Origin of the sequence: Lichenicola cladoniae, assembly GCF_013201075.1 — a bacterium.
Lineage (GTDB): Bacteria > Pseudomonadota > Alphaproteobacteria > Acetobacterales > Acetobacteraceae > Lichenicola > Lichenicola cladoniae.
In genome coordinates this window covers 2,283,463-2,302,054 of the sequence record NZ_CP053708.1, presented here as the reverse complement: position 1 = coordinate 2,302,054, position 18,592 = coordinate 2,283,463, and the positions used below count along the sequence as shown (strand labels likewise).

The 18,592-nt window shown below is 65.5% G+C and carries 14 protein-coding genes; 5 read left to right on the top strand and 9 right to left on the bottom strand.

Going from position 1 to position 18,592, the window contains the following annotated elements; translation table 11 throughout:
- Nucleotides 1-18: 18 nt before the first annotated feature.
- Nucleotides 19-1,320, top strand: coding sequence for a YeaH/YhbH family protein (locus HN018_RS10670; protein WP_171835385.1), 1,302 nt, complete (start codon nucleotides 19-21; stop codon nucleotides 1,318-1,320).
- Nucleotides 1,321-1,342: 22 nt separating this feature from the next.
- Nucleotides 1,343-2,923 carry a SpoVR family protein gene (locus HN018_RS10665; protein WP_171835384.1) on the top strand — a complete coding sequence of 527 codons (1,581 nt, stop codon included), beginning with the start codon at nucleotides 1,343-1,345 and terminating at the stop codon, nucleotides 2,921-2,923.
- Here the strand turns inward: HN018_RS10665 and HN018_RS10660 are convergent, their stop codons facing one another.
- Nucleotides 2,924-4,606, bottom strand: a complete 1,683-nt coding sequence (locus HN018_RS10660) for a hypothetical protein (RefSeq protein WP_171835383.1) — start codon at nucleotides 4,604-4,606, stop codon at nucleotides 2,924-2,926.
- 206 nt (nucleotides 4,607-4,812) lie between these two features.
- Here HN018_RS10660 and HN018_RS10655 point away from each other — a divergent pair, with 206 nt between their 5' ends.
- Together HN018_RS10655 and mazG are read left to right on the top strand one after the other, a co-directional pair.
- A complete protein-coding gene (locus HN018_RS10655) occupies nucleotides 4,813-6,111 on the top strand; it encodes an ISNCY family transposase (protein ID WP_204259724.1) in 1,299 nt (432 codons plus the stop codon).
- A gap of 258 nt (nucleotides 6,112-6,369) precedes the next feature.
- Entirely contained in the window at nucleotides 6,370-7,158 is a 789-nt protein-coding gene (mazG, locus tag HN018_RS10650) for a nucleoside triphosphate pyrophosphohydrolase (protein ID WP_171837283.1), read from the top strand.
- Between the two features lie 3 nt (nucleotides 7,159-7,161).
- Here mazG and hflX read toward each other — a convergent pair whose 3' ends face one another.
- The 7 genes from hflX to dusB form a co-directional block, all read right to left on the bottom strand.
- Nucleotides 7,162-8,520 (bottom strand): GTPase HflX, encoded by a 1,359-nt coding sequence (gene hflX / locus HN018_RS10645; RefSeq protein ID WP_171837282.1) that lies wholly within the window; start codon nucleotides 8,518-8,520, stop codon nucleotides 7,162-7,164.
- 2 nt (nucleotides 8,521-8,522) lie between these two features.
- Entirely contained in the window at nucleotides 8,523-8,831 is a 309-nt protein-coding gene (gene hfq / locus HN018_RS10640; RefSeq protein ID WP_171837281.1) for an RNA chaperone Hfq, read from the bottom strand.
- A 116-nt stretch (nucleotides 8,832-8,947) separates the two neighbouring features.
- Nucleotides 8,948-10,342, bottom strand: a complete 1,395-nt coding sequence (ntrX, locus tag HN018_RS10635) for a nitrogen assimilation response regulator NtrX (RefSeq protein ID WP_171837280.1) — start codon at nucleotides 10,340-10,342, stop codon at nucleotides 8,948-8,950.
- Nucleotides 10,332-12,644 (bottom strand): sensor histidine kinase NtrY-like, encoded by a 2,313-nt coding sequence (locus tag HN018_RS10630; RefSeq protein ID WP_408886795.1) that lies wholly within the window; start codon nucleotides 12,642-12,644, stop codon nucleotides 10,332-10,334. The genes ntrX and HN018_RS10630 overlap by 11 nt, the downstream gene beginning before the upstream one ends.
- A gap of 25 nt (nucleotides 12,645-12,669) precedes the next feature.
- A complete protein-coding gene (gene ntrC, locus HN018_RS10625; RefSeq protein WP_171837279.1) occupies nucleotides 12,670-14,118 on the bottom strand; it encodes a nitrogen regulation protein NR(I) in 1,449 nt (482 codons plus the stop codon).
- A gap of 62 nt (nucleotides 14,119-14,180) precedes the next feature.
- Nucleotides 14,181-15,341, bottom strand: a complete 1,161-nt coding sequence (locus tag HN018_RS10620; protein ID WP_171837278.1) for a two-component system sensor histidine kinase NtrB — start codon at nucleotides 15,339-15,341, stop codon at nucleotides 14,181-14,183.
- Complete coding sequence (dusB, locus tag HN018_RS10615) at nucleotides 15,338-16,390, bottom strand: tRNA dihydrouridine synthase DusB (RefSeq protein WP_408886775.1); 1,053 nt, start codon at nucleotides 16,388-16,390, stop codon at nucleotides 15,338-15,340. Before dusB ends, HN018_RS10620 begins: the two co-directional genes overlap by 4 nt.
- Before the next feature lie 236 nt (nucleotides 16,391-16,626).
- Here dusB and HN018_RS10610 point away from each other — a divergent pair, with 236 nt between their 5' ends.
- Nucleotides 16,627-17,778 (top strand): bifunctional 2-C-methyl-D-erythritol 4-phosphate cytidylyltransferase/2-C-methyl-D-erythritol 2,4-cyclodiphosphate synthase, encoded by a 1,152-nt coding sequence (locus tag HN018_RS10610; protein WP_171837276.1) that lies wholly within the window; start codon nucleotides 16,627-16,629, stop codon nucleotides 17,776-17,778.
- Nucleotides 17,779-17,826: 48 nt separating this feature from the next.
- Here the strand turns inward: HN018_RS10610 and HN018_RS10605 are convergent, their stop codons facing one another.
- The gene (locus HN018_RS10605; RefSeq protein WP_171837275.1) at nucleotides 17,827-18,429 is read right to left on the bottom strand and encodes a nitroreductase family protein; all 603 of its coding nucleotides are present in this window, start codon (nucleotides 18,427-18,429) and stop codon (nucleotides 17,827-17,829) included.
- Nucleotides 18,430-18,592: the final 163 nt, after the last annotated feature.

Here is an 18,592-nt window from a genome sequence, read left to right as displayed (position 1 = left end):
TCGGATGGCCTGAACCGCGTGGATATCATTGACCGGCGTCCCAACCCGCATGGGAAGAACCTCGAAAACCGGCAACGCGTGCTCATCAGGGCTCGTGATGCCGTGCAGCGTGCCGCACGCGATGCGGTAGCCTCGGGCAAGCTTCGGGAGGTCGGGAAGGGAGGCGCCATCTCGATCCCCTCGGACGCCTTGCATGAACCTAGCCTGCACCGGGTCTTTTCCAGCGGTGCGCGCAGCATCGTGCTGTCCGGGAACAAGGTGTTCTCGCCCGGTGACCGTCTGCAACGGCCGCCAGGCGGTGCCGGCCGTGGCGGCGGCGGGCCGGGTGAGGGCGGCGAGGAAGGCGGCGGCGAGGACAGCTTCCGGTTCGTTCTGAGCCGTGACGAGTTCCTGGACGTGTTCTTCGACGACCTCGAGCTTCCGGACCTGGTGAAGCGCCAGATCGCCACCACCGACACCACCAGCATCACCCGGTCCGGGTTGAGCAACGACGGATCTCCGTCGCAACTGGATCTTGGCCGGACGATGCGCCATTCGATGGCACGCCGCATCGGCCTGCGGCGCCCTAAGACCGAGCGGGTGCTGGAGCTTGAAGCGCTCATAAGCGAACTCGAGGAGCGCGAGCCTCTCGAGCCTTCCGACCTCGACGCCCTGGCGGAGCTGAAGCTGGAGCTGCAGGTGTCGCTCCGGCGGATGAACCGCGTGCCATGGATCGATCCGGTCGATCTCCGCTACCGGCGCTTCACCACGACGCCGACGCCCTCGACCCGTGCGGTCATGTTCTGCCTGATGGACGTATCCGGCTCGATGACCGAGCGCATGAAGGACTTGGCCAAGCAGTTCTTCCTGCTGCTGCATGTGTTTCTCGAACGGCGCTACAAGCGCGTCGACCTCGTGTTCATCCGGCATGCCGAAGTGGCCGAGGAAGTCGACGAGGACACGTTCTTTCACGATCCGCGCACCGGCGGTACCATCGTGTCGTCCGCTTTGGTGGAGATGCTCCGGGTGCAGAAGGCGCGCCATCCGGCCGACACCTGGAACATCTACGTGGCGCAGGCCTCGGACGGCGACAATTCGAACGTGGATACGCCGAGATCCTGCGTGCTGCTGCGCGAACAGATCCTGCCCTTGGTGCAGTATTACGCCTACATCGAGATTGTCGGCTCCGGTGCGGTCATACGCGGCGAGACCGATCTGTGGCGTGGCTACAAGGCCGTGGCGGAGACCAACGATCGGCTGACGATGCGGCAGGTCTCCGAGAAACGGGACATCTTCCCGGTGTTTCGCGACCTGTTCGCGCGACGTCCGGAAACCGCATGAACCAGAGCAGGAGCAGCCTAGGATGAGCCCTCTGGATGTGATCGAGACCGGGCAGTCGGGCAGGCGAGGGGGCTCGTCCCCGGGACTGCTCTATAGCGGCTCGGACTGGAACTTCGACACGCTGCGCAACTCCTACGATGCAATCGAACGGATCGCCATCGATGAACTCGAGCTCGATGTTTATGCCAACCGCATCGAGGTCATTACCTCCGAGCAGATGCTGGACGTCTATACGTCGCACGGCATGCCGCTGATCTATAAGCACTGGTCGTTCGGCAAGCGCTTCGTCGGACACGAGAACGCCTACAAGCGCGGCCTGATGGGGTTAGCCTACGAGGTGGTGATCAACTCCGATCCCTGCATCAGCTACCTGATGGAGGAAAACAGCGCCACGATGCAGGCCCTGGTGATTGCGCACGCAGCATTCGGGCACAACCATTTCTTCAAGAACAACCGCCTGTTCAGGGAGTGGACCGAGCCGTCCGGCATCCTCGACTATCTCGAGTTCGCCCGCGGCTATATCGCGCGTTGTGAGGAACGTCACGGTGTTCGCGCGGTCGAGCGCATTCTCGACGCCGCACATGCGCTGCAGAACCAGGGCGTGCACCGTCACAGCGGCGCGAGGCCGATGGACCTCAAGGGCGAGCAACAGCGCGATCGCGAGCGGCGCGAGCACGAGGACCGTGTGTTCAACGATCTGTGGCGAACAGTGCCCGGATCTAAGGCGGAAAAGGGTCTCGACAATGCAGCCGAACGGAGGCGGCGGCTCGGCCTGCCTGAGGAAAACCTGCTTTATTTCATCGAGAAGAACGGTCAGCGGCTGGCACCCTGGGAGCGGGAAATCATCCGGATCGTCCGGCTGATCGCGCAGTATTTCTATCCGCAGCCGCAAGCCAAGATGATGAACGAGGGATGTGCCACCTGGGTGCATTACCGCATCATGTCGCGCCTGCACGAGCAGGGCCGGATCGACGACGCTGCGTTCATGGAAACCATCCATTCCACCACCAACGTGATCAGCCAGCCCGGCTTCGACACCGGCGGCGGTCCCAACTTCAATCCCTATGCGCTCGGCTATGCGATGATGACTGACATCGCGCGCACCTGCGAAGCGCCGACGGAAGAGGATCGTGCCTGGTTTCCCGATATCGCCGGCAATGGCGATGCGCTCGGCACATTGAAGCACGCATGGGCGGAATATCGCGACGAGAGCTTCATCCAGCAGTTCATGTCGCCTGCGGTCATGAGGCAGTTCAAGCTGTTCCGCCTGCACGACGACGCGGAGAAACCGTATCTGCTGGTCGATGCGATCCACAACCCGCAAGGCTATCGCGACATAAGGCGAAGCGTGGCGCAGTCCTACGATCCGGGAAATTTCTATCTCGACATCGAGGTCGTGGACGTCGACCTGTCGGGCGATCGCTGCCTCAAGCTGCAGCACCTCACCAGCCCGGGCCATCTGCTGGACGAGAAGGATGCGCGTGCTACCCTGCGCCAACTCGCCGACCTGTGGGGCTACGAGGTCAAGCTGCTGGAGATCGATCGCCAGACCCAGACCGTGCTGGCAACGCACCTGGCGTCTCCGGCACGCACCGGTCCCTGATCAGGTCTCGCACCGGCGCTCGCTGGCCTGGCCATGCCACCAATCCTGCAGCGCCGTGAAAAACCCCGGCATCTGCAGGTTGATAACGCGCGCTGCGCCAGGCCGAAGCCGAACCCTTGGGTCGTCGCAGCCACGGACCATCGCCACAGATACTGCGTCATGGCTCGCGCGCATGCCGGGGGCGAGAAACACCGGCAGGGCAATCTCGGCATCTGCTGAACAGTCATTTCGAAAGTGAAGTTCGGCGGCCTCGCGATTTGGATCGCCCAGCAATGTCGCCGTGCACAGCCCCGAGCGGCGTGCGGATTGCCAGAGCACGCCGAACTCCTGCGGCCCACCGGGCACCCTCGGTAGATACTCCGGTGCTTCCATGGACACTCCGCTGGTCGGGATGCCCTGGCCGCCGAGCGTCATGTCGGCCTTCGAGAACCATTTCTCGGTGGGCCCGGGCGCACGGGGCTTTCCGAGACCGGACACCATGGCAAGGCAGACCAGGCCAGCGATGACTGGAGCGGGCAGGGATCGCGGGCTTCCATTCCTATCGTCGAGCACTGCAACGAGAACGACACCGAGCCCGATCGACAGCGCGACGCTCAGGAAGCACAGCAGCCGCCAGGTGAACTGGATGTAGGCGAAGCCAGGAATGACAGCATAGAGCGGCACCGCGGCCCTGAGCTGGAGCAGCACGACCAGCACCGCCGTCAGCAACAGGAACAAGGCCGGCCAGTGAAGCCGTGGCCTGACGACGATGACCAGGGCCAACGCCGCCGCGACGGCCAGCAGCAACGGATCGATCTGCACCGTCATGCCTTCGCTGTGGTCTCCCCAATGCCAGTCCGGATCGGCGAACAGCCGATGGAATTGCGCATGGGTAAACTGCGGGCGGTAATGCAGAATCAGGAACGGCGTGTCCGCGAAAGCCAGCATCGGCAAGGCCGCCAGCACGAACGGCAGGATCAGGACCGCGAAGATCGCGATCGCCTGGAACAGTGGCCGGATTGCGTTTTGAAGCGCGCGTCCGTGCCTGACCGCCGCAACTGTGGTGCACAGGCCAAGTGGAATAATGCAGTAGAGCGCGATGCCGGAATGGGCGAGCCAGAGCAGCGCCATGAGAGGGCCGATCCAGCGGCTGCATCGCCCGTGCTGGAGCAGCACGATGCACCAGGCGAACAGGTATGGCAGCAGGCACAAGGCGGCGAACTCCGCCATTGCGCCGCGAGAGAGCCAGTCGGTCGTCGAATAGTTGCAAGAGAGCAGTACCCAGCCGCTCAGGGCCTCCACCGCGAGCACAGGCCGCCCCGCGAGCATTCGGAGCGCGAAGCCGGTCCCGATGAAGCCGATCACCATGAACAGGAGCAGCGTCAGGCACAGGGTCGTCTGCGGCGAACCCGTCAGCAGCCAGATACAGGCGCCGACAGCGCTGAACAGCTTGTGATACAGGATCGGCGCCGGCGACCCGTATGCCTGCTGGAATACGTTCGACCATAGCGGCAACGGATGTCCGGCCTGCCACTGGCCAGCTTCCTCAACGATGCGAAGCAACGCGCGTAACCCGTCATGGTTGTAGGGCCAGCCGCCATGCATGATCACCGGCCAGAGGCAGACCAGGCCGGCAAAGATCGCCAGCGGCAACCGGGCCGCCAACAACCGCGTGGCCGGACCGGCTCGGGATTTGTCGAACAAATGGATTTCCACCGGTATGATGTAGACTGCGCTCGAAGCCGCTGTCCAACCCACTAGCACATCCGAGTTGGCATAATATCTATTATGCGGTGTATGAGTGTAAGCGCCCGATTAGAATGTCCGCAATGAGCCCGATAGAAATGTCCCCGACCACTTGCCTGCGCTCATGGTGAGGATTTCGGAGACCGGCCATGGGGTTGGTGCTGATGAGCGGACAAGAACTGCATCGCGTGGGCGTATTGGCCGAGATCACCGACGGCGAGCGCAGCGTGGCTTCCGGAGCGGCGCTGCTTGGCCTAACGACCCGACACATGCGCCGGCTGGTTGAGCGCTACCGCACGGAGGGCGCCGCCTCACTCGCGCATGGCCATCGCAGCCGACCCTCGAACCATCGCCGGCCGACCGAGCACCGGACGGAGGCATTGCGACTGGTCCGGTCGCTCTACCAAGGCTATGGACCGACGTTGGCCTCGGAGATGCTGGCGGATCGGCACAAGCTGTCGGTGCCACGGGAGACGCTGCGCTGCTGGATGCGTGCCGACGGTCTCTGGCTGACCCGTGCTCAGCGCCGCAGCTTCCACCAGAACCGGCCGCGACGCGAGCATTTCGGAGAGCTCATACAGATCGACGGTTCCGAGCACCGCTGGTTCGGTCCAGACCATCCAATGTGCACGCTGCTGGTATTTATAGACGACGCCACCAGCCGGCTGATGCAGCTGCGGTTCGTGCCCAGCGAGAGTACCCAGACCTACTTCGAAACGCTGCAGGATTACCTGATCGAGCACGGCTGCCCGGTAGCATTCTACTCAGACAAGCACACGGTCTTCCGCGTCGCAAAGCTCGATGCGATGCGCGGCGATGGCATGACGCAATTCGGCCGAGCACTGGCCGAGCTGAATGTCGAAATCCTCTGCGCCAATTCGTCGCAAGCCAAAGGCCGCGTTGAGCGAGCGAACCGGACCCTGCAAGACCGGCTGGTCAAGGAGCTGCAGCTTGAAGGGATCACGACGATCGAGGATGGCAACGGCTTCCTGCCAGGATTTATCGAGCGGTTCAATGGACGCTTTGCTGTGCCTCCTGCCCGGCCCGACAACCTGCACCGGCCGCTCAAGGTCACCCTCTCCCGCCTCAGCGACATCCTGTGCAAACGCGAGCTACGACATGTCGGCCAGCAATTGCAAATCTCATGGCAGCGCAAGCTGTTGATCCTCGAACGCAATGCGCTGTCCGAGACGCTGCCAGGCAAATACGTCGAGTTGTTCGACTTTGGTGGCGGTCGATTGGAGATCCGCTGCAACGGCGTCGCCTTGCCATACTTGGCGTTCGACAAGGACCAGCGGGTCACGCACACGGCAATTGTCGATAATAAGCGGCTGACCGAGGCACTGGTCTTTGTGCAGGAGCTGCAGGCGGAGCCTCGTCCCGCACCACGGATCAAGACCAACAGTGAAAAGATTGGCTATGTCTCGAACGGTCGCAAGCGAGGCCGACCTCGCGGGATTTGAACCAAGCCCTGCTGGCAAAAGTTTCCGCCGTTGCGGGGTCAAACCGCCCGGTTTGGCCCCTCTGTCGCCTCCGGCTCCGTCAGGGCCAAACCGGGCGAGAGGACATTTCTATCCGGCGCAGAAGCGGACATTTCTACCGGGTTGCAACAATGAGTGTGGGGGCTACTGGAGGCGGACAGCGTCACCGTCTACCATCGCGGCACCGCCGCCCGCCGGGACCCCGCCCACACGCCAAAGGATCACCATGAGCACCTGCGAATGACGGCCTCTTCCGAGCTCGACCGGCTGCTCGCAATCATGGTTACCCTCCGTGATCCGACGACCGGATGCGCATGGGACCAGGTGCAGAATTTCGACAGCATCGCGCCCTACACGATCGAGGAAGCCTATGAGGTCGTCGATGCGATCACCCGGCGCGACTGGGACGGCCTGCCCGACGAGCTCGGCGACCTGCTGCTCCAGATCGTCTACTACGCCCGGATGGCAGAGGAAGCCGGCCGGTTCGACTTCGAGACGATCGCCCGGCTGGTCGCGGACAAGATGGTCCGTCGGCACCCGCATGTCTTCGACGATGCCTCGCTCGGCGCCGCCGGGGTCAAGGCGATCTGGGAAAATAACAAGGAGATCGAGCGGCACGCCCGCCAGGAACATGGTGCGCTGGCTGGAGTGGCCATTGGGCTCCCTGCCCTGCTGCGCGCCATGAAGCTCACCAGCCGGGCTGCCCGGGTCGGGTTCGACTGGCCCGATGCGACCCGGGTTCTCGTCAAGCTCGATGAGGAAATCGCCGAGTTCCGGGCGGAACTCGAGGATGCCGATCCGGCGCGACTGCAGGACGAATTCGGCGACATCCTGTTCACCATGGCGAGCCTCGCCCGCAAGCTCCACCTCGATCCCGAGGCCTGCCTGCGCCACGCCAACGACAAGTTCCAGCGCCGTTTCAACGCGATGGAACAGATCGTCGAGAGCACCGGAAAATCCATGCACGAGACCAGCCTGGTCGAAATGGAAGCCGGCTGGCAGGCGGTGAAGGCGTCCGAGCGCAGCTAGGCTTCAGGCTTTCGCTTCGGCCTGCTGGCGATCGAACCGCGCCTTGTCGGCCGGCAGCAGCCGCACCGTCAGCGAGATCGTTTCCTCGCTGTCCGCTCGCTCGATCACTTCGCTATGCGCGTAGAGCCACGCCAGCGCCGCGCCATCCTGAACCGCGACCCGGTATTGCGCCTGCTCCATGGACTTGATCATGCGCTGGTCGATCGAGGCGCGCAGATGATCCAGCCCCTCGCCGGTGATCGCGGAGATGATCTCCGCACCGTCGCGCATCGGCACGACGTCGAGCTCCGTCAGCAGGTCCGCCTTGTTCATCACCTCGATCACCCGGCCCGGCCACTCCGGGTCGAGCGTCTCGTCGCGCACCATGCCGTCCAGCACCCCGATCACGTCGCCGCGCTGCGCCACGCTGTCCGGATGTGCCACGTCGCGCACGTGCAGGATGATGTCGGCTTCCGCCACCTCCTCGAGCGTGGCGCGGAACGCGGCGACCAGTTCGGTCGGCAGATCGCTGATGAACCCGACCGTGTCGGACAGGATGACCCGCCGGCCGGACGGCAGTTGCAGCCCGCGCATGGTCGGGTCCAGCGTCGCGAACAGCTGGTCCTGCGCATGCACGGCGGCACCGGTCAGCGCGTTGAACAGCGTCGACTTGCCGGCATTCGTGTATCCGACCAGGGCGACGATGGGGAACGGTACCCTCTTGCGTGCATCGCGGTGCAGGCCACGCGTGCGCCTGACCTGGTCCAGGTCGCGCTTCAGCCTGACGATCCGGTCGGTGATCAGCCGGCGATCGGCCTCGATCTGCGTCTCGCCCGGGCCGCCGAGAAAGCCAAAGCCGCCCCGCTGCCGTTCGAGATGGGTCCATGACCTGACCAGGCGGCTGCGCTGGTATTCCAGATGCGCCAGTTCGACCTGCAGCGAGCCCTCACGCGTCGCTGCACGCTCGCCGAAGATGTCCAGGATCAGCCCGGTCCGGTCGATGACCTTGCAGCCGAGTGCCCGTTCAAGATTGCGCTGCTGCACCGGGCTCAGCCGCGCATCGATGATGGTGACGGTCACCTCGTCCGCCTCGACGGCTTCCTTCAGCGCCTCCACCTGCCCGCTTCCGAGCAGGGTGGCCGGCTTCCGCATCCGGATCGGCAGCACCGCCTGGCGCACGATGACCAGCCCGATCGAGGCTGCCAGTCCGACCGCTTCCTCGAGACGGGCTTCTGCCGCCCTGGTCTGGTAACCCTTGGTATCGCCGGTTCTGTGATCGACACCGCCCGGAACCGATCCCGGGTCGACCTGCCGATCATGACGCTCCCAAGGCAGAATGACCGCGGCGCGGGTCGGTCGGGAAGCGGCTTCCGAGGACGTCACCGTCAGACGATGCTTTTCATCAGCGCCACTTCCTGCTCGGTCTCGGCGCCGGCGGGAACGGCAACGCCACCCTCGACCTTGTTCTGATCGAACAAGGCGATCGGCGCCGCCGGCATCACGGTGCTGATGGCGTGCTTGTAGACGAGCTGGGTGTGCCCATCCCGACGCAACAGGACCGAGAAGTTATCGAACCAGGTGATGATCCCCTGGAGCTTGACGCCGTTGACCAGGAAAATCGTCACCGGAGTCTTGGAACGACGGACGTGATTGAGAAATACGTCCTGCACGTTCTGCGAGTTGTCCTTAGCCATCGCTAAAGCCCTTTTTTCTTATTGTTCCGGCAGCAGCCACGGCGCGACGCGACGCGAACGAGCGACCAGTTATGGGCTATTTAGCAGCCAGTCGCACGGACCGCAAAATCCATCCCTCAGCCTGGAATGCGGTCCTCGGAGTTGACCCCGAGCTGCTTCAGCTTGCGATGCAGCGCACTCCGCTCCATACCGACGAAGCCTGCCGTGCGGCTGATGTTGCCGCCGAAACGGAGCAGCTGCGCCTGCAGATACTGCGTCTCGAACAGGTCGCGCGCCTCGCGCAATGGCAGGCCCATCACGTCCGCCGCCGGATCGAACTTCAGCAAGGCCGGTGCCCCTTGCCCGATCGTCGGAGGCAGCATCTCGGCACGGATGGTTTCAGACCCACCCGGCACCATGATGAGCAGCCAATCCATCAGGTTGCGGAGCTCGCGCGAATTGCCTGGCCATTCGTAGCTCTGCAAGGCCGCAAGCGCGTCCGCCGAAAGCTCGCGCATCGGCAGGCCGGCCGCTTCCGCCGAGCGGGTCAGGAACAGCCGTGCCAGGTCGGGAATGTCCTCGCGTCGCTCGCGCAGGCTCGGCACCCGCAAGGGCACCACCGCCAGCCGATAATAGAGGTCTTCCCGGAACCGTCCGGCAGCGATTTCGGCCTGCAGGTCGCGGTTCGTGGTGGCCAGCACCCGCACATCGACCTTGACGCGGGTCGCCCCGCCAAGCCGCTCGAAGGTCTGGTCCTGCAGCGCCCTGACGATCTTTCCCTGGGTCTCGACCGGCATGTCGGCGACCTCGTCGAGCAGCAACGTGCCACCATGCGCACGCTCCAGCAGCCCGGTCCGTCGTACCGCGCCCTGCCCGTCCGCCGAGCCCTCGATCCCGAACAGCTCTTCCTCGAACCGCACCGGCGCCAGCGTCGCGCAGTTCAGCGCCACGAACGGCCCGTCCGCCCGGCGCGAGCGCGCGTGGATCATCCGGGCTGCGACCTCCTTGCCCGACCCGGCGGCGCCGCTGATCAGCACACGCGACCCGGTTGGTGCCACGCGATCGATCTGCGCGCGCACCGCCACGATCGCGGCACTCTCGCCATGCAGGGTGCTCTCCGGCCCGGCCCGCAATCGCAGCTCGGCGTTCTCGCGCGAGAGCCGGGCTGCCTCGAGTGCACGACGCACCACCACCAGCAACCGGTCCGACTGGAACGGCTTCTCGATGAAGTCGTAGGCGCCGTGCTGGAGGGCGGCGACGGCGGTCTCGATGGTCCCGTGACCCGAAATCATGATGGTCGGTACCGCCGGCTCCTCGCCCTGCATCGCCTGCAGGATGCCGAGTCCGTCGAGCCGGGAGCCCTGCAGCCAGATGTCGAGGATCACCAGGGACGGCCTTCTGGCCCTGAAGGCAGCGATCGCCTGATCGGAGTCGGCGGCGAGCCTGGTTTCATAGCCTTCGTCCCGAAGGATACCTTCGAGCAAGAGCCGGATGTCCGGCTCGTCGTCGACGATTAGAATCTCATGCGCCATCGGAAGATTTCACCGGCAATATCAATGTCGCAACCGCTCCTGTTCCACTGCCCCGATCGTCCAGCATGATGGAACCTCCATGGTCCTCCATGATCTTTTTGACGATAGCAAGCCCTAGCCCGGTACCTTTGGGCTTATGGGTCACATAGGGCTCGGTCAGGCGCGCGCGCTCCTCGGTCGGCAATCCGACACCGTCGTCGGCCACCGAGATCCAGATGTCGCGTCCGTGCGCCTCCAGACTTAGCCAGATCGTTCCGAAATTCCCGGACGCCGCATTGCTCGCAGGAGCTCCGGGACGCGTTGCAAATTGGCTTCCCGCTGCACCATCGGGGATTTTTGCGGCCGGCTCGTCCAAGCCGGGCTCGCCCGCATCCGGCGCGGCAAGCCTGGGCCGCATCGCGATGCCGTCGGCCGCATTCTGAAGCAGGTTGGTCAGGGCCTGGCCAATCAGGCGCCGGTCACAGGCGATGGTCGGGCCGCGATCGGGCAGGCTGGTGATGAAGGCGATTTCCGGATGTGCGCTCTTCTGCAGGATCAATGTCTCCCGGACGATTCGGGACAGGTCTTCCGGCCGAATCATCGGCTGCGGCATCCGCGCAAAGGCGGAGAACTCGTCCACCATTCGGCCGATGTCCCCCACCTGTCGAACGATGGTGTCGACGCACTGGCTGAATGTGTCCGGGTCGGAAGCGATTTCGCGCAGGAACCGCCGCTTCAGCCGCTCGGCCGACAACTGGATCGGGGTCAGCGGGTTCTTGATCTCGTGCGCGATCCGCCGTGCCACATCGGCCCATGCGGCCTTCCGCTGCGCCGACTGCAGCTCGGTGATGTCGTCGAACGTCACCACGTAGCCCTCGGTCACCGCGCCGCGCATCTCCGGGCCGATCCGCACCAGCAGCGTTCGCCGGCTCGACAGCGCGCCGTGCTGTACTTCCGCCGTCTGCGCCCGCTCCGGCTGCGCGGCGGCCAGGGTCAGCAGCGCGGCGAACTCGGGGACGATATCCGCAAGCCGGTGCCCGACCGCGTCCATGAGTTCGGTCTCCAGCAAGGCACTCGCTGTCAGGTTGGGCAGCTCGACACGCTGGTCGGCATCCAGGCCGATCACCCCGGCCGACACCCCGGACAGCACCGCCTCGGTGAAGCGCCGCCGCTCGTTGATCTGGCTGTACGCGGACATGAGTTCGCGCCGCTGCGACGAGAGCTGGTCGGTCATCCGGTTGAAGGCACGCGACAGCCCGGCAACCTCGTCGTCGCGATCGGCTTCCGGGACCCTGACCGCGAGGTCACCGCCGCGCACCCGTTCGGCCGCCAGGATCAGCAGTCCGACCGGCCGGGCGATCTGGTTGGCAAGCACCAGGCCGAACAGCACCGCCGCCGCCAGCACCAGCAGTGCCACCAGCGCGAAGATCATGATGAAGGTGATCTGCAGCACGGACCGGTTCTTGTCGAGCCGGTTGTAGTCGGCCACCACGCTCTGGGTGTGGTGCATGTGCTCGAGAATGACGGAGTCGACCGGCCGGGAAATCACCAGCATCAGCGCCGGGTTGGGCGCCTCGCCGATCCCGATCACCGCACTCACGGTCTGGCCGTCCGGACTATCGAGGATCGCCACGTCGCCTGACCGGGCCAGCATGGTCGCCGCGGCCGGCGGCACCGCGACGCCGAGGCCGCCCAGCAGTCCGGCCGATACCACCACCTGGTTGGTGTGCGGGTCGTAGATGGCGGCCTCGTTGAGACTGCGCGAGTTCTTCTCGTCGACCAGGACCTGCCCCAGCGTCCGCGGGTCGATATATTGCAGTTCCCCGGCCTGCCCGAGATCGTTCGCCATCGCGATCGCATCGGCCCGGATGTTGTTGTTGTGCTCCTGCAGGTAGCCCTGGCTGGCGGCCACCGCCTCGTCGAGCGCCGTGCGGACCCGGTCGCTGAACCAGATCTGGATCCCCAGATGGAAGAACACGCCGGCGAACACGCCGACCACGATGGTTGGCGCGACCGCCACGACGCTGAACAGCATCACCAGCCGCACATGCAGCTTGGCGCCGGCGAGCCCGCTCCGCCGGTCGGACGCCACCCGTGCCAGCCGCACCACGAGTGCGGCCGCCAGCAGCAGCAGCGCCACCAGGTTGCAGATGAACAGCCCGACCTCGACATGCGGCCGGTGGGTCAGGGACATGCCCCGCGACAGGACCGCGAAGGTGGCGACGCCCAGGGCCAGGGCCGTCGCCGCGATGGTCAGTGTCGCCACCTTTCCGAGCAGGATATCGACCAGGCGTGGCCCGGCGTGCCAGCTGCGCGAAAACAATGTCGTCACGGCGCCCGGTCGTTCCTCAGCCAATGCCGCGCACGACCGGGATCTCCAGATCCCTGATCTTCTTGCGCAGCGTGTTGCGATTGAGCCCGAGCATCGCGGCCGCCTTGATCTGGTTGCCCTTGGTCGAGGCCAGGGTCATCTGGATCAACGGCCGCTCCACCTCGGCGATCACCCGGTCGTAGATGTCGCGCATCGGCATGCCGTCATGGCTCGCCGCCAGGTACTGGCGGATGTGCCGCTCGACCGCCGAGGCCAGTTTCTCCTGCTCGTTGGAGGTCACCGCCGGGTCGTTGTGCATCGAGTTCTCCTCGAGCTCGATGCTGATGACATCGCCGCTGATCACTTCCTGCGGATACAGGGCCGCCAGCCGGCGCATCAGGTTCTCGAGCTCGCGGACATTGCCGGGCCAGCGATGCGACTGCAGCCGCTCGATCGCCTCGTCGGAAAGGCTCTTCGCCGGCAGGCCGCTCTGCTGCACCTTGTCCAGGAAGTGCCGGGCCAGGGTGGCGATGTCCTCGGCGCGCTCACGCAGCGGCGGCAGCCGGATCGGCACCACGTTCAGCCGGTAGAACAGATCCTCGCGGAATGCGCCTGTCCGGATAAGCTGGCGGAGGTCGCGATGGGTCGCGGCGATGATGCGTACGTTCGCCTTGATCGGTTGCCGCCCGCCAACAGTGGTGAACTCGCCTTCCTGCAGCACCCGCAGCAGGCGCGTCTGTGCCTCTGGCGGCATGTCGCCGATCTCGTCGAGGAACAGGGTGCCGCCCGCAGCCTGCTCGAAGCGGCCCTGGTTGCGATTGGTAGCGCCGGTGAAGGCGCCGCGCTCATGCCCGAACAACTCGCTCTCGATCAACTCGCGCGGGATCGCCGCCATGTTGATGGCGACGAACGGACCGCCGCGACGGCGGCCGTAATCGTGCAGGGCGCGCGCCACCAGCTCCTTGCCGGTGCCGCTCTCGCCGCTGATCATCACGGTCAGGTCGGCGGTCGTGAGGCGTGCGATGATCCGGTAGATGTCCTGCATCGCGCCCGACCGGCCGATCAGCGGCATGCGCTCGTCGGAGTCGGGCGGGAGGCTGGTATCCACCGATGGCGGCTGTGGGGCCGCGAGCGCGCGTCCGACGACCGACAGCAGCTCCTTCAGGTCGAACGGCTTGGGCAGATACTCGAATGCGCCGCGCTGGGCCGCCTTCACCGCGGTCATCAGTGTCGATTGCGCGCTCATCACCACGATCCGCAGCTCTGGCCGGATCCGCTTGATCCGCGGGATCAGGTCCAGGCCGTTCTCGTCCGGCATCACCACGTCGGTGATGACCAGATCGCCCTCCCCATCCTCGACCCAGCGCCAGAGGGTCGCGGCATTGCCGGTCGTACGCACCTGGTATCCCGACCGCCCGAGTGCCTGCGTCAGGACGGTCCTGATCGAGCGGTCGTCGTCGGCCACGAGAACGGTTGGCAAGGTCATTGGGTTACCGGACACTTCTTAAAAGGTCGCTCGCGCGACGAAAATGGGACGTTGCCGCCGCTTTACTGCTCGCCTTCGTCCTCGACCAGGACCGGCAGGTGCAGCAGGACGTCGGTGCGGCCGGGGCGGCTCTCGATCTCGATCAGGCCACCATGATCGCCGATGATCTTGGCCGCCAGCGCCAGCCCGAGGCCGGTTCCGGTGACCTTGGTGGTCAGGAACGGCTCGAACAGATGCGGCCGGATCGATTCTGAAATACCGGGCCCGCTGTCGCGCACCGTCACCATCAGGGGTAGATGCATGCGCTGGTCGGAACCCGGAACTGCCAGCCGGACACTATGGCGATAGGCGGTGCACAGCGTGATCTCGCCGCTGCCGGTATCCGCCGTAATCGCCTCGGCCGCGTTCTTCACCAGGTTGAGCAGCACCTGGACCAGCTGGTCGCGATTGCCCCAGACCGGCGGCAGCGACGGATCGTAATTCTCGATAAAGCGGATATGCGCGGCGAACCCGCGCTGGGCCAGCAGCCGCACATGCTCCAGCACGCGATGGATGTTGACCGGACGCCGCTCGATCGGCTTCTCGCTGAACATTTCCATCCGCTCGACCAGCGCGCGAATGCGATCGGCCTCCTCGCGGATCAGCACCGCCAGCTCGCGGTCGTTCTCGACCACCGTGCTTTCCAGCAACTGGGCCGCGCCGCGTATTCCGGAGAGCGGGTTCTTGACCTCGTGCGCCAGAATCGCCGCCATGCCGGACACGCTGCGGGCGGCGTTGCGGAAGGTCATCTGCCGGTCGAGCGCTCGCGCGGCGGACGAGTCATGGAGCGTCAGCAGCACGAATTCAGGAGAGTCGCTGGCCGGCGCGCCTTGCACGGTAATCCCCGCCCGGCTGAGACGCGGACCTTCGAGGGTCAACTCGTGTTCGACGATGGTGGCACCGGTCGACCTGACCTGCTCGATCAGCTGGAACAGCGGGTGGTCGCCGGGCAGCAGGTCCGCCATGCCGAGCAATCGCAGCTGCGATTTGGACATGCCGAAAAACGGTTCCGCGGCGCTGTTGGCATACCGGATGCTGTCCGAGCCATCGAGCATCAGCACCGGCACCGGCAGGCAATCCAGTATCGCCGCCGCGTCCGGTGCCAGCGTGGCCGTCGCCGGCCTTGACGCTGCACGGTGCGCGACGGCCACGGTGCTCGACGCCTTGAAGGTGGTGGTCCTCATGCGGCCAGATCCTGCAAGCTCGGCTCGCGCCGGTCGCGTCCGGCGCCGGCGGCGATCTGGCGATCGTAGAAGGCCTCGATCGCCGCGACCGCCTCGACGGTATCCTCGATCCGGTTGAAGGCGGCGCGGAACTGGGCCGACTGCGGCAGCGCCGCCGAATACCAGGACACATGTTTGCGGGCGAGCCGAAGCCCGGGATAGGTGCCGAAATGGCTGAGCATCGCCTGGTAGTGCTGCAGCACGATCGCCTTTTCGGCCGCCAGGTCCGGATCGGGCACCACGCGGCCGGTGGTGAGCGCCTGTGCGACCTGGGCCGGAAACCAGGGTCGGCCATAGCAGCCGCGGCCGATCATCACGCCATCGGCACCGGACTGGCGCAGCGCCTCGCGCGCATCCTCCAGCGTCAGGATGTCGCCATTCACGATCACCGGCAGGCGAACGCTCTCCTTGACCTGGCGCACGAAGTTCCAGTCGGCGTGACCGGTATAGAATTGCTGGCGCGTGCGCCCATGCACGCTGACCATCCTGATGCCGCACTCCTGCGCGATCACCGCCAGCCGCGGCGCGTTCAGGCTGGCATGGTCCCATCCCATCCGCATCTTCAGCGTCACGGGTACATCCACTGCCTTTACAGTCGCCTCAAGCAGCCGTGCCGCCAGGATCTCGTCACGCATCAGCGCCGAGCCGGCCTGCTGTCCGACGGCGACTTTCTTCGCCGGGCACCCGAAATTGATGTCGATGATGTTGGCGCCCAGATCGACCGCGATCCGTGCCGCCTGAGCCATCGCCTCCGGCTCGCAGCCGGCGAGCTGCACCGCATTCGGGCCCTCGTCGAGCGTCTCGGCCATGCGCAGCGTGGCGGAGTTCTCGTGCACCATCGCCCAGGAGGCGATCATCTCCGACACCACCAGCCCGGCACCAAGCGATCGTGCCAGCCGGCGGAACGGCAAATCGGTCACGCCGGACATCGGCGCCAGAATCACCGGCGTCTCGATGACGACGCCGCCCAGGTCTATCGGCTTCAGCAGACTGTCCCCGCGTTCGCTCACCGGCCACACGCCGCCACTGGCCACAGCCGATGCAGAAACGGTGCGTGCGATGCAGTCATCCGACCCGGATTCATTTGGAGTGCCCATGATTTGGGCAAAATACGCTCAGGGACGTATCGGTGCAATCGTTCCTCTCACGGCGCGACACACGCTGCGGACACCTTCCGGACCACGGACGGCCCCGTGGATGCGGACGCCATATTGACCAAAGCGGCCCCCCACCGCATTCCTCCGCCATGCGTATAGCCGCCCTCCTCCTTGCCGCCGGAAACGGACGCCGATACGGCACCGGCACGCCGAAGCAATTCGTTGCGCTCGGCCGCCGGCCCGTCATTCGTCACGCCGCCGAAGCCCTGCTTCCGCATGTGTCCTACCTCCAGCCGGTCGGCGACGCGGGGCTGCTCGCCGATGCGCTGCACGGCCTGTCGGTTGCCGAAGCGATCCCGGGCGGCAGCACCCGACAGGAAAGCGTGCTGATCGGGCTCGAGGCCCTCGCCGCGCTGCCGGTGCATCTGCGGCCGGAGCTGGTGCTGGTCCATGACGGCGCCCGCCCCTACGTCCCGGCTTCGTTGATCGAGCGGGTGATCGCGGCGCTTGCCACCCATGTCGGGGCCATACCGGGCGTCGCGGTCGCAGATACGCTGAAGCGCGCCCGTGACGGTGCGGTCGTCGAGACCGTGCGCCGGGACGAGCTGTTTCGCGCCCAGACCCCGCAGGGGTTCCGCTTCGACCTGCTCCTCGACCTGCACCGGGCGGCCGCCAGAAGCAGTGCCCTGGGGGCTACCGACGATTCGGCCCTGCTCGAGCAGGCCGGCCACTTGGTCGCGCTGGTCGCCGGCAGCGAGGACAATATCAAGCTCACCTACGAGGAGGATCTGATGCGACTGGAGCGGTTGATCGGACCCGCCCTGCTGCCGCGCACTGGCAGCGGCTTCGACGTCCATGCCTTCGAGGCAGGACGCCCACTGATCCTCTGCGGCATCACGGTGCCGTTCGAGCGCGGGCTGGCCGGCCATTCCGACGCGGATGTCGGCATCCATGCGCTCTGCGACGCGATCTACGGAGCCCTCGCGGAGGGCGATATCGGCCGCCACTTCCCACCCAGCGAGAACACCTGGAAGGACGCCGACAGCGCCCGCTTCCTGGTCCATGCCGGCGAACGCATCGCCGCCCGCGGCGGGGTCCTGGTGAACGCGGACGTCACCCTGATCTGCGAGCGGCCCAAGATCGGGCCGTACTCGGAGGTGATGCGCCAACGCCTGGCCGACCTGCTCAAGGTCGAGATCGGGCGGATCTCGGTCAAGGCGACCACCACCGAGCGGCTGGGCTTCACCGGGCGCGGCGAAGGCATCGCGGCGCAGGCGTCGGCAACCGTACTGGTTCCTTAGAAACGAGGCCCGGGGCTTCGCCAGAGACGAAGCCCTCGGGACCCCGGATCAGGCGTCGTTGCGGAAGCGGCCTTCCATGACGAACTGCCCGATCGGGTTGCGGCCGTTCGGCTCTTCGCGGGACTGCATCGCTTCCGGCAGCAGCCCCTTGTCGCCACGGCGGCCGATCGCTATCGATGCCTCGATCCGGTAGCCCTGCGGCACCTGCAACTGCGCGAACGCCGTGTCCATGTCGAAGCCGACCATGGCATGCGCGGCCCAGCCCGACAGCGACGCCTGCAGGGCAAGGTAGGCCCAGCCGGCACCCGCATCGTAAGAATGGCTGTGCGATGGGATCTCACGATCCTTGCCGGGCGGCAGCATCGTGGATTTCGACAGTGCCACGATGATCGCCGCGGCATCCTTGGCCCAGGACTGGTTGAACGGGTTCAGCAATCCGAAGAACCCGTCCCAGCTCGGCGTATCCCGACGTGCGTAGACGAATCGCCACGGCTGCGAGTTGTAGGATGACGGAGCCCAGCGCGCCGCCTCGAACAGCGTCATCAGCTCGGTCTCGGGAATCGCCTCTCCGGTGAAGCTCCGTGGCGACCAACGCTCCAGGAACTGCGCATCGATCGGATGATCGGCGACGCGGTCGTTGGCTTTGGTCATGTATTCTCTCCTTCAGGACCGCATCGGGAGCGGCTCGGCAGGTTGGCCGAGCCAGCGAGCACCCGCAAGGCCACCTGCCCGTACACCCTTGGTTCGATGATGGTAAGGCAACGTTTTTATGAAGGAGCCGTGACAATACTGTGCAAGCAGGTTTTGCGGATTG